Source organism: Actinoplanes auranticolor, from assembly GCF_018332655.1.
In the GTDB taxonomy this organism is placed as follows: domain Bacteria; phylum Actinomycetota; class Actinomycetes; order Mycobacteriales; family Micromonosporaceae; genus Actinoplanes; species Actinoplanes auranticolor.
On the sequence record NZ_BOQL01000018.1, the window covers coordinates 149,640 to 165,978 of the forward strand.

Sequence of the window (16,339 nt, forward strand, 5' to 3'; positions counted from 1 at the left end):
ATGGTTCTCACCACGGCGGTCATCGTGCTGGCCGTCCTTGTCCTGCTCGACCTGCTGCTGAGCGTCGCGATCGTCCGGCGGCTGCGCGACCACGAGGCCCAGCTCGCCGACGTGCTGCCGGCCACCGAGCCGGGCCTGCGCACCGGTACGCCGATGCCCGACTTCACCAGCGCGGACGGCTCCTTCACCCGCGCCGGCGTGCTCGGCACCCCCGTACTGCTCGGATTCTTCTCCACCGGGTGCCGTTTCTGCCCCGCCCAGGCCGAGCAGCTCGCCCATCGCGCCACCGGGATCGCCGCCCGGAGCATCCGGGTGGTCAGCGTGCTGACCGTCACCGACGAGGCCGTCCCCGACGACCTCACGCCGGTGCTGGAGAAATCCGGAACGGTGGTCACCGAGCACGGACCGGGTGGTCTCATGGCGACGTTCTCGATCAGTGGCACGCCCAGCTTCCTGTTGTTCGACGGCGAGGGCACGCTCATCGGCAAGGGGCACACCGTCGACGAGCCGCTCGAACGGTGGATCCCGTGAAAGTGCTCGGCCAGGCGATCGTGCTCTGCGCGCGGGCCGCTCCGCTGGCCAGCGCGATCTCGCTCGGCGTGATGCTCGTCAACGGGGTGACCCCGGTTGCGCTCGCCTGGTCGACCAAGCTGCTGGTGGACGGCCTGTCCGAGCACGACGCGGGGCAGCTGCGGCTCGGCGTCGCCGGTCTGGTCGTGACGGGCCTGCTGACGCCGCTGGTCTCGCAGGTACGGCGTTACTACGACCAGGAGATGTCGCGGCGCATCACGCTGCGCACCCAGGTCGACCTCTTCACCGCGGTGTCGCAGCACGACGGGCTCGCCGAGATCGAGAACAGCGGGTTCCACGACCGGCTGCGGATCGCCCGCGAGGCCAGCTGTTTCGCGCCGATGCAGATCACGTCGTCGCTGCTGACGATGACGTCGTCGGTGATCACCCTGGCCGGCTTCGGGTACACGCTGCTGCGCTGGAACGGGTGGCTGGCCGTGCTCGTCCTGCTCTCCGCGCTGCCGACGCTCTATGCCCAGGTGTGGCTGGCCCGGCGGCGCGGCGAGATGATCGTCCGCACCAGCCCGTACTGGCGGCGGCAGGCGTTCTATGCCGCGCTGCTGCTCGACCAGCGCGCCGCGAAGGAGATCCGGCTGTTCGGGCTGGCGCCCTTCTTCCGGACGCGGATGACCCGGGAGCTGCGGGCGGGACAGCGCGAGGAGCGGACACAGGACCGGTACGCGTTCGTCGTCGACCTGGCGCTGTCCGCGATGACCGGGATCGTGGCCGGTGCGGCCCTCGCGTACTTCGCGACCCGTATCTTCGCCGGGCACGGCACCGCCGGCGACCTGATGGTGCTCATCGCCGCGCTCGCGTCCGTGCAGATGGCGCTCACCACCGTGGTCATGGACGTCGCGACGATGGGCCAGCTGCTGATGACCTTCGGGCACTACATCGACATAACCGGCATCATCCGTACGCGGCCGCGCCGTTACCCGGTGACGGCACTGCCCCCGCTGGCCTCGGGCATCGAGTTCCGCGACGTGTGGTTCCGCTACGCGCCCGACCACGACTGGACGCTGCGCGGGCTCAACCTGGCGATCCCCCGGGGCACCTCGATGGCGCTGGTCGGGGCCAACGGCGCCGGCAAGTCGACCATCGTCAAGCTGATCTGCGGCTTCTACCCGGTGACCAGGGGCGCCATCACCTGGGACGGCGTCGACATCGGCGACATCGCCCCGGCCGAGCTGCGCCGGCGGATCCGGGCCACGTTCCAGGACTTCATGACCTACGAGCTCGCGGCGGCCGACAACATCGCGGCCGGCGACATCACGGCCCAGGCCGACCGGCCGGCCCTGGAGGCTGCCGCGACCTGGGCGGGCATCGACCGGACGCTGACGGCCCTGCCGAACGGGTACGACACGATGCTGAGCCGCACGTTCAGCGACGGCGCGGACCGGGCGGATCCGGCCGGAGTGCTGCTGTCCGGCGGGCAGTGGCAGCGGCTGGCGCTGGCCCGTGCGGTGCTGCGCCGCTCCGCCGACCTGCTCATCCTGGACGAGCCGTCGTCGGGCCTCGACGCGCACGCCGAGCACGAGGTGCACCACCGGCTGGCCGAGCTGCGCCGGGGCCGTACGTCGCTGCTCATCTCGCACCGCCTCAACACCGTGCGCGACGCCGACGTCATCGTGGTCCTGGCGGCCGGCGCGGTCGTCGAGCAGGGCGACCACGACAGCCTGATGGCCGCCGGCGGACCGTACGCGGAGATGTTCCGGCTCCAGGCGGCCGGCTTCGCCGAGGTCGTGCCGTGAGCGTCGAGGTGTCGCTGCTCGGACCGCTGCAGATGACGGCGGGCGGCGGCGAGGTCCGGCTCGGCGGTCAGGGCCGGCGCACCGTGGTGGCCATGCTCGCGCTGCACGCCGGCCTGGTGGTCAGCACCGACTCGCTGATCGACGCCCTGTGGGGCGACCAGCCGCCGGTGACGGCCATGACCAAGCTGCAAGGGCACATCTGCGGCCTGCGGCGCGAACTGAACCGGCTGGGGTGCGACGCCGCCACGGTCCTGCGCACGGCGGCTCCCGGCTACCTGCTCTGCGACCACCAGGTCCACACCGACCTGGCGGAGTTCGAGCGGTTGACCCGCGCCGCCGCGCTGGCGCCGGACGCGCCCGCCATCGTCGCCCTGCTCGAGCCGGCGCTGCTGCTCTGGCGGGGCACCACCTGCTCGGATGTGCGCAGCGCGCGGATCGCGGCGGCCGCGGCCACCGTCGACGACCGGCGGGCCCGCGCCCGGGAGAGCCTCGCCGAGGCCCGGCTCGCGCTGGGCCAGGTGAACGTGGCCCTGGACGACATGAACCGGCTCGTCCTCGACCAGCCCTTCCGCGAACGGGCCTGGGAGATGGTGATCCGCTGCCACATCGCCCGGCGCGACACGGCGGCGGCGCTGGCGACGTACCACCGGGTGTCGCGGTTGCTGTCCGCCGAGCTCGGCGTGCAGCCCGGCCGGCAGTTGCGCACGATCGCGGCCCGGCTGGCCGAACCGTTAGCGACGCGTTAGCGGGCTCCGGCACCGTGAACCTCACTGACAATGAGGGAGGCACGTGTGACAACCCTGCTCATGACGGTCGGCGACCGCCTGCTCGCCAAGGTGGCCCCGAAGCGCCGCGCTGCGGCCTGCTCGTACCCGTCGTACTGCGCCTACCAGTTCACCGGCTGCGGCGGCGGCCAGTGCTTCTACTACTACCAGTGGGGCCAGTACTGCTACGTCGGTCAGGTCCCGCTGACCGGATGCACGAATTACTTCCGCAGGTACCAAGGCTGCTGCTGAGCGCGTCGACAGCCCTGCTCCTCAGGCGGCCGGCAGGCGTCGCGCTCGGCCCATGCCGCCTCCTCAGGAGCGGGGACGGCTCCTCAGTTCCTCGAAGATCCGGGCGGTGTCGAGATTTCCGTGACCGGCGGCGATCTGACGGCGGACGAGATCGTGCACCGGCTGCAGCACCTCGGTCGATACGCCCTGACCGGTGCTCGCCCGCAACAGAGCGGCCAGAGCCGCATCGGTGAACCGCAGACTCTGGCCCTCCCCGGCGTAGTCTCCCGCGTCGACCACCGCCGCGTACCCGGCCAAGCTGCCGGTCATGGCAGCCAGGAACGGCGCCTGCCACCGCGCGAACTCCGCCGCCGGGACACCCTCGGCGGCGAGCATCGCCGCACCGTGCAGGAAACCGGCGATCATCGTGTACATCCCGGTCAGCATCGCCATGTCGTAGACCGGGGCGAGACCGGCGTCGGCACCGAAGAACGTGCTCTCGCCCCACCGGTCCAGCACAGCACGGTGCCCGGCGAAGACCGCCGCCGAGCCACTGTAGAAGATCACCGATCCCGGACCGCCGATCATGTCGGGCACGGCCAGGATCGCGCCGTCGAGGTAGGCGATGCCGTGACCGGCGGCCCAGCCGGCCAGCTCCCGCGACTCGGCGGGCGTCGTCGTGGTCAGATTGATCACGGTACGGCCGGCCAGCGCGCCGACGACCGGATCCAGCACGTCGTGGACCGAGCGGTGATCGAACAGGCACACGATGACCGGCCCGTCACCGGCGACGGCCTTCTCGACAGTGTCGGCGACCAGCGCGCCGCGACCGGCCAAGCGCTGCGCCCGCCGCGGATCACGGTTCCACACGACCGCGGGAAGGCCCGCGTCCAGCAGCGTCGCGGCCAGAGCCGTACCCATCGCCCCCGTACCCAGAAATGTCGTCATGGGTCACCATGCTTGCCCCGGTACAGTGGGTGCAGCAAGTACCCACTATCTAGTTCGGTACTTACCTTCAGGTAAGGGTGGAGGCGTGATGGCAGCCGGCGCGAGGCGAGGCCCGTACATCTGCGGCATCGACGCCGGGATGGACGTGGTGACCGGCAAGTGGAAATCGCTGATCCTCTGGGAGCTCACCAACTACGGCACCCGGCGCTTCGGTGAGCTGCGGCGGGGCCTGCCCGGCGTGAGCGAGAAGATGCTCGTCCAGCACCTGCGCGAGATGGAGGAGGACGGGCTCGTCCACCGGGAGATCTACCGCGAGGTGCCACCCCGGGTGGAGTACTCGCTGACCCCGGACGGCGCCTCCCTCAACGAAGCCCTCAGCGCACTCGGCACCTGGGGTCAGCAGCGGGTCAAACGCCTCGCCGCCGAGGGCGCCCTGGTCGAAGCTCCGCCCCCCGGCCTGAGGACGGGAGGGGCCGGCGGTGCCGCATGATGCTCCGGTGAGCAATCTGACCATCCAGCCCCTGACCATCCGAGCCCGGCGGTCCGAGGATCTCGACCAGTGCGTGGACGTGCTGCGTGAGGTACGCCTGGCCAACGGCTATCCGATGAAGTGGCCGTCGGATCCCCGGGCCTGGCTGGACCACCCGCAGCTCGACCGGGCCTGGGTCGCCCAGAGTTCACCCGGCGTCATCGACGGGCACGTCGCCGTGCAGAACGGCCGGGAGATCACCCGCCTGTTCGTGGCGCCCGCGGCCCGGCGCCTGAGGGTCGGCACTGCGCTGCTGGACCACGTGAGCGTGTGGGCCGGCGGCCGGCTGATCCTCAACGTCGTCGACAAGCCGAATTCCGCGGCGGTCGCCTTCTACGAGGCCACGGGGTGGCGGTACACGCATACGACGACCGCTGACTGGAGCGGTCCGCGCGGAGAAGTGGTGCGGCTGCGGCACTACGTCCGGTAGGGCGTCAGGTGCTGAATGCCAGGAGACGATCCTCAGCCGGGCTCTTCGACCACGATGTCGCAGGGCGTGCCGGCTGACAGGAACGTGCTGAGCCGCTCGGCCTCGGTCCGGAGGGACTCGCGCTCGGCGTACGGGACGGGGGTGAAGGGTTTGATCCGGAGGACCCGGCGGTCGAACCGCCAGATTCCCTGCCACCGGCCGTCGATGAGGATCGTGCCGGTGGTGGCGCCGTTGCCGGGCGGCAGCGGCACCGGGCGGGTGTGCGGGATGACCCGGGTGCGGTCCCGGTGCGAGAGCAGCAGATTGTCGTACTCGGGCAGGAAGCGCACGGGGGCCGGCACGTCCCCGCCGGGGCGCGGTGCGTCCGGCAGGTCGTAGAGCGTCGTGCCGGACTCGGCGCGGAAGGTCCGGAGCGGAAGGCGTTCGACGACCTCGCGCAGGCGGGTCAGGCCGGACCAGGTCTGGAGGTCGAGGACACTCGCCGGGCCGAACGCGCCCAGGTACCGCACCACCAGGCCGTCCACCGGTACGGAGCGCAGCGGCGCGCCCAGCCACGTCTCCACCTGCGCCCACGCGGCCGGACCGGTGCGGCCCCACACGCCGCGTGGCGGCACTTGGCACAGGGCGAGGGAGTTCGTGGCCGCATAGGCCAGGGAGGCCGGGTCGGCGTCCGGCCAGTCCGGGGCGAGGAGGCGGCCGAGCTCGGCGCGGGTACGCGGTCGTTCCTCCATCAGGGTCGCCGCCCGGCGGGCCAGGGCCGCCCGGTCGAAGTCGCCGCGGAACACCTTGTCCAGCGGCGGATCGAACAGCAGCCGCCAGTCCAGCGCGTCGCGCGCGCTGACCAGGTGCACGGTGGTGCGCATCAGGTGGATCCGCACCACTTTCCGCTGCTCGGTCAGGGTGGACAGCGAGTCCGGAGCGAAGTCGCGCAGCCGGGTCCAGAGGCCGACGTACGGGGCGAGCGGAGCCTGGGCCTGCAGGCCGGCCAGGTGCTCGATCAGGGCGAGCGCCCCGGCCGGCGAGCGTTCCAGCAGGTGCTGGCGGGCCAGGGTGGCCCGGTTGAGCTCGCGCCGGCTCAGGACCTCCCTCACGTGAGGGGACCGAAGAACGCCCGCAGATCCGCGGCCAGCTCGGCCGGGGCCTCCATGGCCGGGAAGTGCCGGCCGCGCTCGTGCTCGACCCAGTGCGCCGTGGCCGGCGCCGGGATCAGCTTGCGCACCGTCTCGTCCGAGCCGAAGACCGCAAATCCCTGAGGTACGCCGGGCGGCGTGCCCCACTCCGACGAGTGCGCCTGGTCGTAGAGGGTGTGCGCGGCGCTGATCCCGGAGCCGGTGAACCAGTACAGGCTGACCGTGGTGAGCATCTGGTCCCGGTCGACCGGCAGGTCCGTCCACTCCCCGAACTTCTCGGCGATCCAGGCCAGCTGCAGCAACGGCGAGTCGGTCAGGCCGTACCCGATGGTCTGCGGGCGGCTGTTCATGAGCGAAAGGTAGCCGGACCCGTCCGTCCGGAACGCGTCCATCCGGTCCTTGATGAGCTTGTCGACCGGGTCGTCTGCGTCGAGCCGGTCGGCCGAACCCGGGATGAACGTCGCGGTCGCCGCCGCCGTCCACGGGTCGGTCACGACGTGCAGGCCGATCACGTGCTCGCCGTCGAGGCCGGCCAGCAGGCCCGAGATGCCGGCTCCCACGTCACCTCCGTGCACGCCGTACCGCGCGTACCCGAGCCGGCGCATCAGCTCGGCCCAGGTCCGGGCGGTACGGGCCATGGTCCAGCCGGGGCCGGCCAGCGGGGTGGAGAACGCGTAGCCCGGCAGCGACGGGATCACCAGGTGGAAGTCCCCGGCGAGCGGCCCGATCAGCTCGAGGAACTCGGCGACGCTGCTCGGGTAGCCGTGCGTGATCAGCAGCGGGGTGGCGTCCGCCCGCTCCGACCGGACGTGCAGGAAGTGGATGCGCTGCCCGTCGATGTCCGTCGTGAACTGCGGGAACGCGTTGAGCCGGGTCTCCTGGGCCCGCCAGTCGAACCCGGTGCGCCAGTGGTCGGCCAGTTCGCGGAGGTGGTCGAGAGGGATGCCGCGGGTCCACCCGGTGCCCGGGAGTTCGGTGGGCCAGCGCGCGTCGGTCAGCCGGCGGTGCAGGTCGGCGAGGTCGGCGTCGGGGATCGCGATGCGGAAGGGCTCGATGTCCATGCCGGCCACGTTAGGATCAAACGCGGAAAGGTCCGTTCCTAGATTGCCGTCAGGATCGAAGAATGCTGGAAACCTCGGCGCGGCTGCTGCGCCTGCTGTCGTTGCTCCAGACCCGTCCCGACTGGACCAGCACCGAGCTGGCCGACCGGCTCGGCGTGACCACCCGCACGGTGCGCAACGACGTGGAGCGGCTGCGGGCCCTGGGGTATCCGGTGAACGCCCGGCCCGGCGTGGCCGGCGGTTACCGGCTGGGTTCGGGCGGTGCGCTGCCCCCGCTGCTGCTGGACGACGACGAGGTGGTCGCGGTCGCGGTGGGACTGCGTACGGCCGCGAGCGTCACCGGGATCGGCGAGACGTCGGTGCGCGCGCTCGCCAAGCTGCAGCAGATCCTGCCGTCACGGCTCCGGCACCGGATCAGCGCTTTCCAGGCAGCGACGGTCGCGATGCCGTCATCGGGTCCCGTGGTGGACCCGGATGTGCTGACCACCATCGCCGGTGCGTGCCGGGACCATCATCGGCTCGCGTTCGACTACCGGACGCATGCGGGGTCCGCGGCCCGGCGCTCGGTGGAGCCCTATCGGCTGGTCCACCACCGGGGACGGTGGTACCTGGTCGCCTGGGACCCGGACCGCGACGACTGGCGGACGTTCCGGGTGGACCGGATGGACCCGCGTACGCCCACCGGGCCACGTTTCACACCGCGGTCGCTGCCGCCGGACGAGGAGCTCACGGCGCAGATCACCCGCGGCGTGAGCGAGGCGACGTGGCGGTACCGGGCGCGCGTGGTCGTGGAGGCCTCGGCGGATCACGTCCGGAGCCGCCTTCCGATCCCGGTCGACGTGGCGGAGCTCGGCGAGCAGCGGTGCGCCTTCTCGCCGGGCTCGGACCACCCCGAGATGCTCGCGCTGTATCTCGGCATGCTGGACGCCGACTTCACCGTGGCCGACGCACCCGAGCTGGTGGCCGTCCTGGGCAAACTGGCCGAGCGCTACCAGCGCGCCTCGGTGTCCAGCCGCGTTCCCCCCGCGACCCCGTAGACCTCGTTACTCCAGTCCTCCGCCAGCTTCAGTCCCGGGGCTGGGGCAGATCGACGGGTCCGGACCTTGGTCTCCTGCACCGCGTCCTCGGCGTCCGCTCGCGAGCCGAGCATCCGGTGCGCCACGGCCACCGACCGCGGGCGCTGCTCCTCGAACGCGCGGGCCAGGGGCTCGCCGGGACCCGTACCGGTCATGGTCGTCGCCTTCCTCTCTCGGTTCGCGTCATGTCCATGACGCGAACCGGGAGCGAGAAGTAACCGGCCCGCGGAGCGCCGGGTCACGCCTGCAGCGCTGCGAGCCAGTCCTCGAAGGTGGTGGGAGTGATCTCAGCGTCGGGTCCGGGCAGCATGACGTCGCCCGCCATCGACTGGTCGAACACACCGTTGTGCCAGGTCGGCACGAGCCGGACGGCCCGGCCCTGCGCCGCGTGCGTACGCCGGGCCATGTCGACCAGGTCCTGGGTGTCCGGGCCGGCGACGTCGCGGTACCGGCCCTGCGGCTCCCCGACGGCGATCCGGGCCAGCACGTCGGCCACGTCCGCCGGTGCGATCGGCTGGATCAGCAGCGGCGGGATCGGGGCGGCACCGTCCTGCTCCAACCAGGACGCGACCATGGCGGCGAAGTCGTGGAACTGGGTCGCGGGCACGATCGTGTACGGGACCGGCCCCGCCTCCACGGCGGCTTCCTGCGCCCGCTTGCCCGCGTAGTGCGCGTTCCCCTCGATCTTGTGGACGCCCACGATGCTGAGCGTCACGTGGTGCCGTACGCCGGCCCGCTCCTCGGCCGCCAGCAGGTTCCCGGTGGTCGTCGTGAAGAAATCGACGGTCTCGGCCCGGTCCGGGGAGGTACTGCTCAGGGTGTCGATCACCGCGTCCACGCCGGTCAGGGCCGGGTCCAGTCCGCTTCCGGTCCTGACGTCCACCCCCTCGCCGCGGCTGATCCGCCGCACTTCGTGCCCCTCGCGTTCGAGGGCGGCCACCGTCAGCGAACCGATCCGGCCGTTTGCTCCGACCACTGCTACGCGCATCGTTCCTCCTCGTGTCGTAACCAGAGGTCGATTCCGGTCGACGAAACGTGACAGCTGGTGACCGGCGACACACCCTGGCCGTCCGGTGACGATCCTTCCGGGCGCCGCGTCAACGGGTCATGGCGAACATCGTGGTCACCGGAGCCACCGGCGTCACGCGATCGGCCCGCGGCCGGTCGCAGCTCGAGGGTCTCGGGCGCCTGGCCGCTCAGCGTCCGCGCGTGGTGATGGTGGGCAGCGGCGGCGGTTCCACAAGGTCGCGGCCACCGACATGAACCGGCACACCGGCCGGCTCACCGTCACCGAGGGCACCGGCTCGATCCTCCGGCTCGCGATGGCCGGCGCCGAAGGGCCGAGCGGGATCTTCATCGACCGCCTCGGCCCCGTCGCCCGGTGAGCTGCCATCCGCCGTACGGGAAAGGAACGCCAAGCTCAACCGGTCCGTGCCCACAAGCCGTACGGGCTCTCACCGGGTCGGAAGCCGTGCGCCTCGGCCATCTGCACCGCCTCGGCGAAGCCGTGCCCGACCAGGGCCGGCAAATGAGCGTCACTGCCGAACGTGATGGCGTCGCCACCCTCCTCATGCCACCAGGTGAGCACCGCCGCGTGCAACGGCAGCCGGGTATTGACCTCCAGCGCCCGGCCGGACTGCGCGGTCAGCCGCAGCGCATGACGGAACTCGTCCTCGAAGACGGCGGGGTCGAAGGGGCCGGCGTTCCCGGCCGGCCAGAAGCGGACCGGATAGTCGATGTGGGCCAGCACGGAGAACGTGTCGCTGGTGGACACCATCGCGGCGACCTCGGCGAGATAGTCACGCACCACCTCGTGGGGGTCCCGGTCCGGGTAGATGAGCCAGGGCTCGGCGAAGGTCTCCCGATCGGGCAGCGTGTGCAGCGAGCCGAGCAACCGGTCGAACCGCCCCACAGCCAGTACCCGCGCGATCTGATCGGCGTGACGATGCGGCTCGCCCAGCTCCAGTCCACTGAGGATGCGCAGCTGAGGGAACCTCTCCCGGCAACGCTCGATCGCGGCCAGGTATCCGGCGGCGTCGAAGGCGGGCGGCGTCAACAGCCCGTCAGCGTCGGCGAGCGCACTGAGGTTGTCCATGACGTACGGGCCTTCCAGCGCGATCCGCCACACGGTGTGGTCCAGGTGTTCGGTGAAGGAGATCGCCGGCAGACCGAGCTCGACGGCCCGCACGCACGACTGCTCCATGTCGCCCGCCGACGTGTCCCACGACCACTCACTGTGCACGTGATTGTCAGGAGGTAAAGGCACCGGATGACCCCCGCTGTGAGAATCTGCATCGTACGACGTGCGCTCAGTCGCCGGTCCCCGCGTCCCTCGCGTGGGGGGAGGCGTCAGTGAGCGGTGGGCCGGTAGACGAGCTCGAGGATGTGGCCGTCGAGGGTCCGGCTCTCGAGCAGCTCCAGGTCGAAGTCGCCCGCGCCGGCGAGGATCGGGCTGATCCCGGTCCGTCCGGAGATCACCGGGAAGATCGTCACCTGGAGGCGGTCGACCAGACCGGCGGCCATCAGCGCCCGGTTCAGCGACAGGCTGGCCGGCGAGCGCAGCGGCACGTCCGACTCCTGCTTGAGCCGGGTGACGATGTCCACGGCGTCGCCGCTGACGATGGCCGCTTCCGGCCAGCCCAGGGTGTCGCGCAACGTGGAGGAGATCACCGTGGCCGGCATGCGCATCGTCCGGACGTTCCACTCGTCGAGGGTGTGGGGATCGATGCCCGCGGACATGATCGCGGCGGTCTCCCGGAAGGTGGTGGCCCCGAAGACCATCCGCTGCCCGGTGGCGAACAAGGCCGCCCGGTGTTCGAGCAGCTCCGGGCCCTGCTTGCTCCAGTAGCCGCCCCAGTCGGCCCCCTCCGCGTAGGAGCCGTAACCGTCGAGCGTGGAGAACACGTCCCAGGTGTAGAGCGCAGTCATGTCAGTTCCTTCCTCGATGTGCAGTCTCACCCTCTCCACGAACGGGCCGCTCCGGATCCGACAGGACACGCGGCGATATCGCACTCGACGGTGGTTGCCGGACCGTGGTTCTCTGGACACGGAACGTCGTCACGGGAGGAGGCGGCCCATGCCGGTACGGGAACGCGGGACACCGGTCGTCGTGGGGCTGCTCCTGCTGACGGTGCTCCTGCTGTCCATGACGGTCACGCCGTTCGTGTTGGTGGTCGCGGGGATCTGGGCGCTGGTGTGGCGGTGCCGCCGGCACGTACGCCGCTCCGCCGAACCCGGCGGTGTCCGCACCGGCCTCGAGTACCACCTGCACGCCGTCGGGATCCTCTACCTGGTGCCGATCGGCATCGCCGCGACGTTCTACTGCCTGCTCGCCACGTACCTGCGGCTGTTCGGTGACACCATCGGCGCGGGCCGGCTGGGCGCACTGCAGCGCACGTTCGAGGCGACGTCCACTTTCTTCACCGACCGGCTCAAGCTCAGCGAGCTGGCCGTCCTGACCGGCGTGTACCTGCTCACCTGCGCGCTGCTCGACCGGGAGCCCGACGATCCGGGCCCGGGCCGCGGATGGCGCCGGCGGGTCGCCGCCACGGCGCAGCGGAGCACCGCGTTCTACACCCGGTTCAGCGGGCCGGCGGCGGCCGGACTCGCCACCCTGGCCGCGTTCACGCTGTTCGGCATGCAGCTCGGGGTCCCCTCCGACGATCTGCGCCTGCGGCTCAAGGTCGCCCAGCGCGGCTACGCGGAGGTGACGCGACAGATCGAGGCCGACCTCAACCGGCGGGTCGCCGACCAGCTCTGGGACAAGGTGCACGAGTCGCTCCCCCCGTCCTACCGCGCCGCACTGCGCCGGGAGTCCACGATCAGCGACCTGCTCGATGAGGTCCGGGTAGCCGCCGAGCGGGCCCGCAGCACCCACGGCGTCAGCGTCGCCGCCATCGACAAGATGATCGCCGACGAGACCGCCCGGCGTAACCGGATGGCCGTTCTCCCGGCCGAGTTGCGAGTGCCGGCGCAGGGTCGCACGGAGCTGCCGCCCGGCGTCACCCCGGAACGGGTCGCAGCGGCGCGCGCAGCCGTCGGCGAATCCCCGCAGCCCGGCATCGACCTCGTCGCCGACGGCCGCCGGACCGTCACCCTGCAGCTCGAGAAGGTGGTCAGCGAACGGATCGTCGCGCTCCTCAAGCCGTTCATCGCATCGGTGCCGATGATCGAACCGCTGGTCCAGGCGTTCGCCGAGGTCGCCGACACCACCCTGCAGGAACGGATGGGTACGGCGTACGACCGGCTGGTCAAGTCCGCCCTCTCCGGGCGCGGTCAGAGCCGGCCCGGCGGCTCGGACGTGGTCGCCGAGGCGCGGGCCATCGTCGAGCAGACCGACGTGTCGCGCGCGGTCGAGAGGGCCGCACCGGACGCCGAACGGGCCGCCACGACCCGCCGCCTGCTGATGACGTCGCTGGCGGCCGGCAGCACCACGATCGACCGTACGGTGGCCGAGACCCTGGCCCGCCGCACGCCGCCGCCTCCCCGCTCCGGCAAGCCCGGCGGCCCGAAGGTGCCGCTGAAGCCGTTGCCGCCGCTCAACCTGCCCAGGCTGATCGTGCCTCCGCCGCTGCCGCGGATCTACGACTACGGCGGGCCGGGATACCGTCCGGGACCCCAGTACCGCCCACCGCCGCGCTACGCACCGCCGCGCCCGGTACGCCCGCCGGTCCGGATCATTCCGTTCATCTGACAGCGGTACGGGCGCCGAGTCGCGCGAGCCACCCGCCGCAGGGCATAGTGGCGCCCGGCGTCATCGACCGGTGCCGCTCGCCCTGACGAAGGTGGATCGACGTGACGACGCGCTCACGGGCCTGGCTGGTCGGAGTCGCCGCGGCGCTGGCGCTGTCGCTGACCGGGGCGACGCTCGCGGTGTCCGCGACACCCGCCGCGGCGGCCCCACCGGCCATCCGCATCCTGAGTGTCTCGTCGGACAGCGTGAAGTCCGGCGGCTCGGTGACCGTACTGTTCGAGGCCACCAACAACAGCCGGCGGACGGAGAAGGTCTTCGTGGCCGTCTCCGGCGGCCTGCGCTGCACCGCCGGGTGCTCCGCGGCCCCGGACCTCGGGCCCGGCCGGAGCCGCACCTTCGACGCCAGGCTCCTCGCCCCCAAGGTAGGCCCCGGCGAGGAGACCGGCCTCAACCTCGCGGTCAGCGTCCGGGTCGGCACGCAGACCGCGTTCGACCACCAGATGATCATCGTGCGCGGCGGGAACCAGCCCGCCCCGACCGTGCGCCGGGTCTCCGGCCGGGTCCGCGACGCCGACGGCAGGGCGGTCACCGGCGCGGCCCTGACCGTGCGGGACAGCGCGGGACACGACTACCGGACGGCCAGCGACGGCAAGGGCCGGTTCTCCGTCAAGGCGAGTGACAGCCGGCCGATCGCCGCCGGCCCGATCACGGTCGTCGCGCGCAAGGCGGGCTATCGCACCGCTCGCGCGACCGTGCAGGGCACCGATGGCGGCACGACCGTGCGGCTGACTCTGGCCGCCGTGGCCACCCCGTCCCGGACCAAGCCGTCACCGACCGCCGTCGCGAGCACTGCCGCGGCGGCCGAGGAGCCCGTGACGCGGGAAAGCCTCGTCGAGGCGGCGCCGGTCACCGCCAGGACCGCGCAGAACGAGGGCAGTGGTTCGCTGCTGTTCACCCTCCTGGGCGGGCTCCTGGTCGCCGCCGGTCTGGGCACGCTCGCGCTGATGCTGATCCGCCGGCGGACCAGCCGCGGCGTGGCCGACGCCCCGACCGCGGTGCTACCCATCGTCGAATAGGGTCGGGCGGGTGCGTCGGATCTGGTACGTCGTAGCCCTGCTGCTGTTCGTGGCCGGCCTCTACGGTCTGCACTTCGTCTCGCCCATCACACCCCGGCCCGCACGGGAGGCGCTCGAGCTGCGGTTCCCCGGCTCCTCCGCGGCGCAGGGCACTGTTGTCGTCCCGCGTACCGGCGAGCACGCGATCTGGGCCAGCGGCGGCCCCACGCGAGACGCGGGCCGCTGTGAGGTCACCGCGCCGTCGGGTACGGCTGCACCGGTCACCGCGGCTCCGCTGCCAGTGGAGTGGGTGGTCCCGGAGGAGGACGGCGCGGCGTACACCTGGATCGCGACTTTCGAGGCGGACCGGCCGGGGACCTACGGGATCCGGTGCGACCCGGACCCGGAGGCGCCCGGCGCGGCCTACACCGTGACCCGGCGCCCGGCCGTCGGCCCGGCTGTCGGGTTCGGGGTGGCCGGCGGTATCGCTGTGCTCGCCGCCGTGGCGCTCGCGGTCACCACCGTCGCGCGCCGCCGTCGCCGCGCCGGGCCCGGGCAGGCTGAGGTCAGCGGGCTACCAGGTCGGTGACCGGCGCGCCGAGCCGGACCACCGTCAGGTAACCACCGCCGGTCAGCGGCGTCGGCACCGTGACGGTACGGCTGACCGCGCGGGTACGGGTGTCGACCGCGGTGATGCGCCCCTCGCCGCCGCTGGTGACGAAAGCCCTGGCACCGTCCGGGGTGATCGCGGTGAAGCGGGTTTCGGCGTCGTCGGGCACCCGGTCCGCGACGGGGCCCCGGGCCAGCGGGGCGAGGGCGACGGTGCCCACCACCCGCCGGTAGGTGGCCGAACGCGGGTCGGCGTCGATCAGCGTGGTGACATCGCCCTGGGGCGACAGCGTGGTGACGGCCGCGTACCGGGTCGACAGGGCCAACCGGCCGGGCAGTCCGTCCGGCAGCTTCGTCAGGCTCGAGCGAGCCGCCGAGGTGTCGAGCACGTGCACATGGTTGCGCTGCTCGGCCCACTGCGCGGGAGCAAGTCCGGTGTCCTCGTTCATCGAACCCCAGACGGTGCGGTCGTCGCTGCTCCAGCGCGGCCGCCAGACCTGCACGACGTTGCGGGTGGCGGAGTAGGCGACGCTCGCGTGGCCGACCAGTTTCGCCCCGGGCAGGGCGACGCCGTCGATCCCGTCCGCGGTGGTGCTGAAGTGGCGGTCGCCCCGGCGGGACACGGCCGGGCCGTGGTTGTCGGCGCCCAGCGGCGCGCTGCTCGTCGCCGCGGGTACCCGGCCGGCCAGGACGTCGGCGAGCGGGTAGGTCCGGAACTTCCCGCCGGCCGCGGTGACGATCTGCGCCGGCCGTCCGCCGAAGGTCACCTGCAGCTCGGTGTAGCCGTCACCGACCTTGTCGACGGTCACCGGAAGCTGGCGGACGGCGAAGGTCTGCAGGTCGACGACCGTGACGCTCTGGTCCGGAGAATCCTCGTACGCGGAGCTGACGCCGTAGTGGCGCAGCGACGGGTCGATCGCGGCCCAGGCGGCGCCGGCCCAGTCCCGCCCACCGGTCGGGATCGCGGCCGACCGCTCGATGACCGGCCGGCCGGCCCGCTCGATCCGCACGGCGTGGACGGTGCCGTGCTCGTCGGCGAGGATCACCCGCCCATCCGGAAGGACCACAGTGCCGGCGTGCACGTCGACGTCGAGGCCGGCGAGGGAGCCGGTGCGGCGCAGGTCCGAGGCGCGCAGCACGTGCACCGCGCCGGCCGCCGCATCGGCAGCCACCACGAACGTGTTCCGGTCCGCCGCAGCGGACGCGGTCGTAGCGCCGGCCGGCCCGCTCGAACCGAAAGTCAGGCCGAGGACCACCGCCGAGCTGATCGCCGCGAGGGCGTGCCGTCGCCGGACGGTTGATGGAGACGCAGAAGTCGAGGTCATGCGGTCATCGTCCGCACCATCGCCGCCTACCTGCTGGCGGCCACCGTGGTGCCGGCCGGCGCACGCACGGTCATGGTCGATGACACCCCGAGCCCGGCGACCTGCTCGAGGTCACCGACCGGACCGCCGGACGGACGTAGCCCGGGGAAACAGCCTGACCACCGTCT

General features: G+C 72.2%; 19 protein-coding genes. 11 read left to right on the plus strand and 8 right to left on the minus strand.

Translation table 11 applies throughout. The features are described 5' to 3' along the window. From Aau02nite_RS10000 to Aau02nite_RS10015, 4 genes are read left to right on the plus strand one after another with little or no spacing between them, the layout of a single operon-like run. Positions 1 to 531 (plus strand): TlpA family protein disulfide reductase, encoded by a 531-nt coding sequence (locus tag Aau02nite_RS10000; RefSeq protein WP_212988058.1) that lies wholly within the window; start codon positions 1 to 3, stop codon positions 529 to 531. Beyond that, positions 528 to 2,321, plus strand: a complete 1,794-nt coding sequence (locus Aau02nite_RS10005; protein WP_246595030.1) for an ABC transporter ATP-binding protein — start codon at positions 528 to 530, stop codon at positions 2,319 to 2,321. Before Aau02nite_RS10000 ends, Aau02nite_RS10005 begins: the two co-directional genes overlap by 4 nt. Beyond that, positions 2,318 to 3,067: an AfsR/SARP family transcriptional regulator gene (locus Aau02nite_RS10010; RefSeq protein ID WP_212988059.1), complete on the plus strand. Its 750-nt coding sequence runs from the start codon at positions 2,318 to 2,320 to the stop codon at positions 3,065 to 3,067. Before Aau02nite_RS10005 ends, Aau02nite_RS10010 begins: the two co-directional genes overlap by 4 nt. Positions 3,068 to 3,112: 45 nt before the next feature. Beyond that, a complete protein-coding gene (locus tag Aau02nite_RS10015) occupies positions 3,113 to 3,337 on the plus strand; it encodes a hypothetical protein (protein WP_212988060.1) in 225 nt (74 codons plus the stop codon). 63 nt (positions 3,338 to 3,400) lie between these two features. Here the strand turns inward: Aau02nite_RS10015 and Aau02nite_RS10020 are convergent, their stop codons facing one another. Further along, entirely contained in the window at positions 3,401 to 4,264 is an 864-nt protein-coding gene (locus Aau02nite_RS10020) for an NAD(P)-dependent oxidoreductase (protein WP_212988061.1), read from the minus strand. A gap of 88 nt (positions 4,265 to 4,352) precedes the next feature. Between Aau02nite_RS10020 and Aau02nite_RS10025 the strand changes: the two genes are divergently transcribed. Both Aau02nite_RS10025 and Aau02nite_RS10030 read left to right on the plus strand, forming a co-directional pair. Further along, positions 4,353 to 4,754, plus strand: coding sequence for a winged helix-turn-helix transcriptional regulator (locus Aau02nite_RS10025; RefSeq protein WP_212988317.1), 402 nt, complete (start codon positions 4,353 to 4,355; stop codon positions 4,752 to 4,754). Positions 4,755 to 4,761: 7 nt separating this feature from the next. Then, the gene (locus Aau02nite_RS10030; RefSeq protein WP_246595031.1) at positions 4,762 to 5,223 is read left to right on the plus strand and encodes a GNAT family N-acetyltransferase; all 462 of its coding nucleotides are present in this window, start codon (positions 4,762 to 4,764) and stop codon (positions 5,221 to 5,223) included. A gap of 32 nt (positions 5,224 to 5,255) precedes the next feature. Here the strand turns inward: Aau02nite_RS10030 and Aau02nite_RS10035 are convergent, their stop codons facing one another. Both Aau02nite_RS10035 and Aau02nite_RS10040 read right to left on the minus strand, forming a co-directional pair. Continuing rightward, the gene (locus tag Aau02nite_RS10035; protein WP_212988063.1) at positions 5,256 to 6,314 is read right to left on the minus strand and encodes a winged helix DNA-binding domain-containing protein; all 1,059 of its coding nucleotides are present in this window, start codon (positions 6,312 to 6,314) and stop codon (positions 5,256 to 5,258) included. Next, on the minus strand, positions 6,311 to 7,414 hold the full coding sequence (locus Aau02nite_RS10040) for an epoxide hydrolase family protein (protein WP_212988064.1): 1,104 nt from the start codon (positions 7,412 to 7,414) through the stop codon (positions 6,311 to 6,313). Before Aau02nite_RS10040 ends, Aau02nite_RS10035 begins: the two co-directional genes overlap by 4 nt. Before the next feature lie 62 nt (positions 7,415 to 7,476). Here Aau02nite_RS10040 and Aau02nite_RS10045 point away from each other — a divergent pair, with 62 nt between their 5' ends. Further along, positions 7,477 to 8,451, plus strand: coding sequence for a helix-turn-helix transcriptional regulator (locus Aau02nite_RS10045; protein ID WP_212988065.1), 975 nt, complete (start codon positions 7,477 to 7,479; stop codon positions 8,449 to 8,451). Here Aau02nite_RS10045 and Aau02nite_RS48040 read toward each other — a convergent pair. Both Aau02nite_RS48040 and Aau02nite_RS10055 read right to left on the minus strand, forming a co-directional pair. Continuing rightward, positions 8,403 to 8,645, minus strand: a complete 243-nt coding sequence (locus tag Aau02nite_RS48040) for a sigma factor (RefSeq protein WP_212988066.1) — start codon at positions 8,643 to 8,645, stop codon at positions 8,403 to 8,405. The genes Aau02nite_RS10045 and Aau02nite_RS48040 overlap by 49 nt on opposite strands. Positions 8,646 to 8,728: 83 nt before the next feature. Continuing rightward, positions 8,729 to 9,478 carry an SDR family oxidoreductase gene (locus Aau02nite_RS10055; RefSeq protein WP_212988067.1) on the minus strand — a complete coding sequence of 250 codons (750 nt, stop codon included), beginning with the start codon at positions 9,476 to 9,478 and terminating at the stop codon, positions 8,729 to 8,731. Between the two features lie 271 nt (positions 9,479 to 9,749). On the opposite strand from Aau02nite_RS10055, the gene Aau02nite_RS47295 reads away from it, so the two are divergent. Beyond that, positions 9,750 to 9,875, plus strand: a complete 126-nt coding sequence (locus Aau02nite_RS47295) for a hypothetical protein (RefSeq protein WP_281420968.1) — start codon at positions 9,750 to 9,752, stop codon at positions 9,873 to 9,875. A gap of 35 nt (positions 9,876 to 9,910) precedes the next feature. Here the strand turns inward: Aau02nite_RS47295 and Aau02nite_RS10060 are convergent, their stop codons facing one another. Together Aau02nite_RS10060 and Aau02nite_RS10065 are read right to left on the minus strand one after the other, a co-directional pair. Next, positions 9,911 to 10,756, minus strand: a complete 846-nt coding sequence (locus tag Aau02nite_RS10060) for a PHP domain-containing protein (RefSeq protein ID WP_212988068.1) — start codon at positions 10,754 to 10,756, stop codon at positions 9,911 to 9,913. A gap of 83 nt (positions 10,757 to 10,839) precedes the next feature. Further along, a complete protein-coding gene (locus Aau02nite_RS10065; RefSeq protein ID WP_212988069.1) occupies positions 10,840 to 11,418 on the minus strand; it encodes a dihydrofolate reductase family protein in 579 nt (192 codons plus the stop codon). Between the two features lie 148 nt (positions 11,419 to 11,566). Here Aau02nite_RS10065 and Aau02nite_RS10070 point away from each other — a divergent pair, with 148 nt between their 5' ends. The 3 genes from Aau02nite_RS10070 (at position 11,567) to Aau02nite_RS10080 (ending at position 14,827) form a co-directional block, all read left to right on the plus strand. After that, positions 11,567 to 13,183: a hypothetical protein gene (locus Aau02nite_RS10070; RefSeq protein ID WP_212988070.1), complete on the plus strand. Its 1,617-nt coding sequence runs from the start codon at positions 11,567 to 11,569 to the stop codon at positions 13,181 to 13,183. Between the two features lie 101 nt (positions 13,184 to 13,284). After that, a complete protein-coding gene (locus Aau02nite_RS10075; protein ID WP_212988071.1) occupies positions 13,285 to 14,259 on the plus strand; it encodes a carboxypeptidase-like regulatory domain-containing protein in 975 nt (324 codons plus the stop codon). Positions 14,260 to 14,269: 10 nt separating this feature from the next. After that, the gene (locus tag Aau02nite_RS10080) at positions 14,270 to 14,827 is read left to right on the plus strand and encodes a hypothetical protein (protein ID WP_212988072.1); all 558 of its coding nucleotides are present in this window, start codon (positions 14,270 to 14,272) and stop codon (positions 14,825 to 14,827) included. Here Aau02nite_RS10080 and Aau02nite_RS10085 read toward each other — a convergent pair. Beyond that, positions 14,805 to 16,172, minus strand: coding sequence for a YncE family protein (locus Aau02nite_RS10085; RefSeq protein ID WP_212988073.1), 1,368 nt, complete (start codon positions 16,170 to 16,172; stop codon positions 14,805 to 14,807). The genes Aau02nite_RS10080 and Aau02nite_RS10085 overlap by 23 nt on opposite strands. Positions 16,173 to 16,339 lie beyond the last annotated feature (167 nt).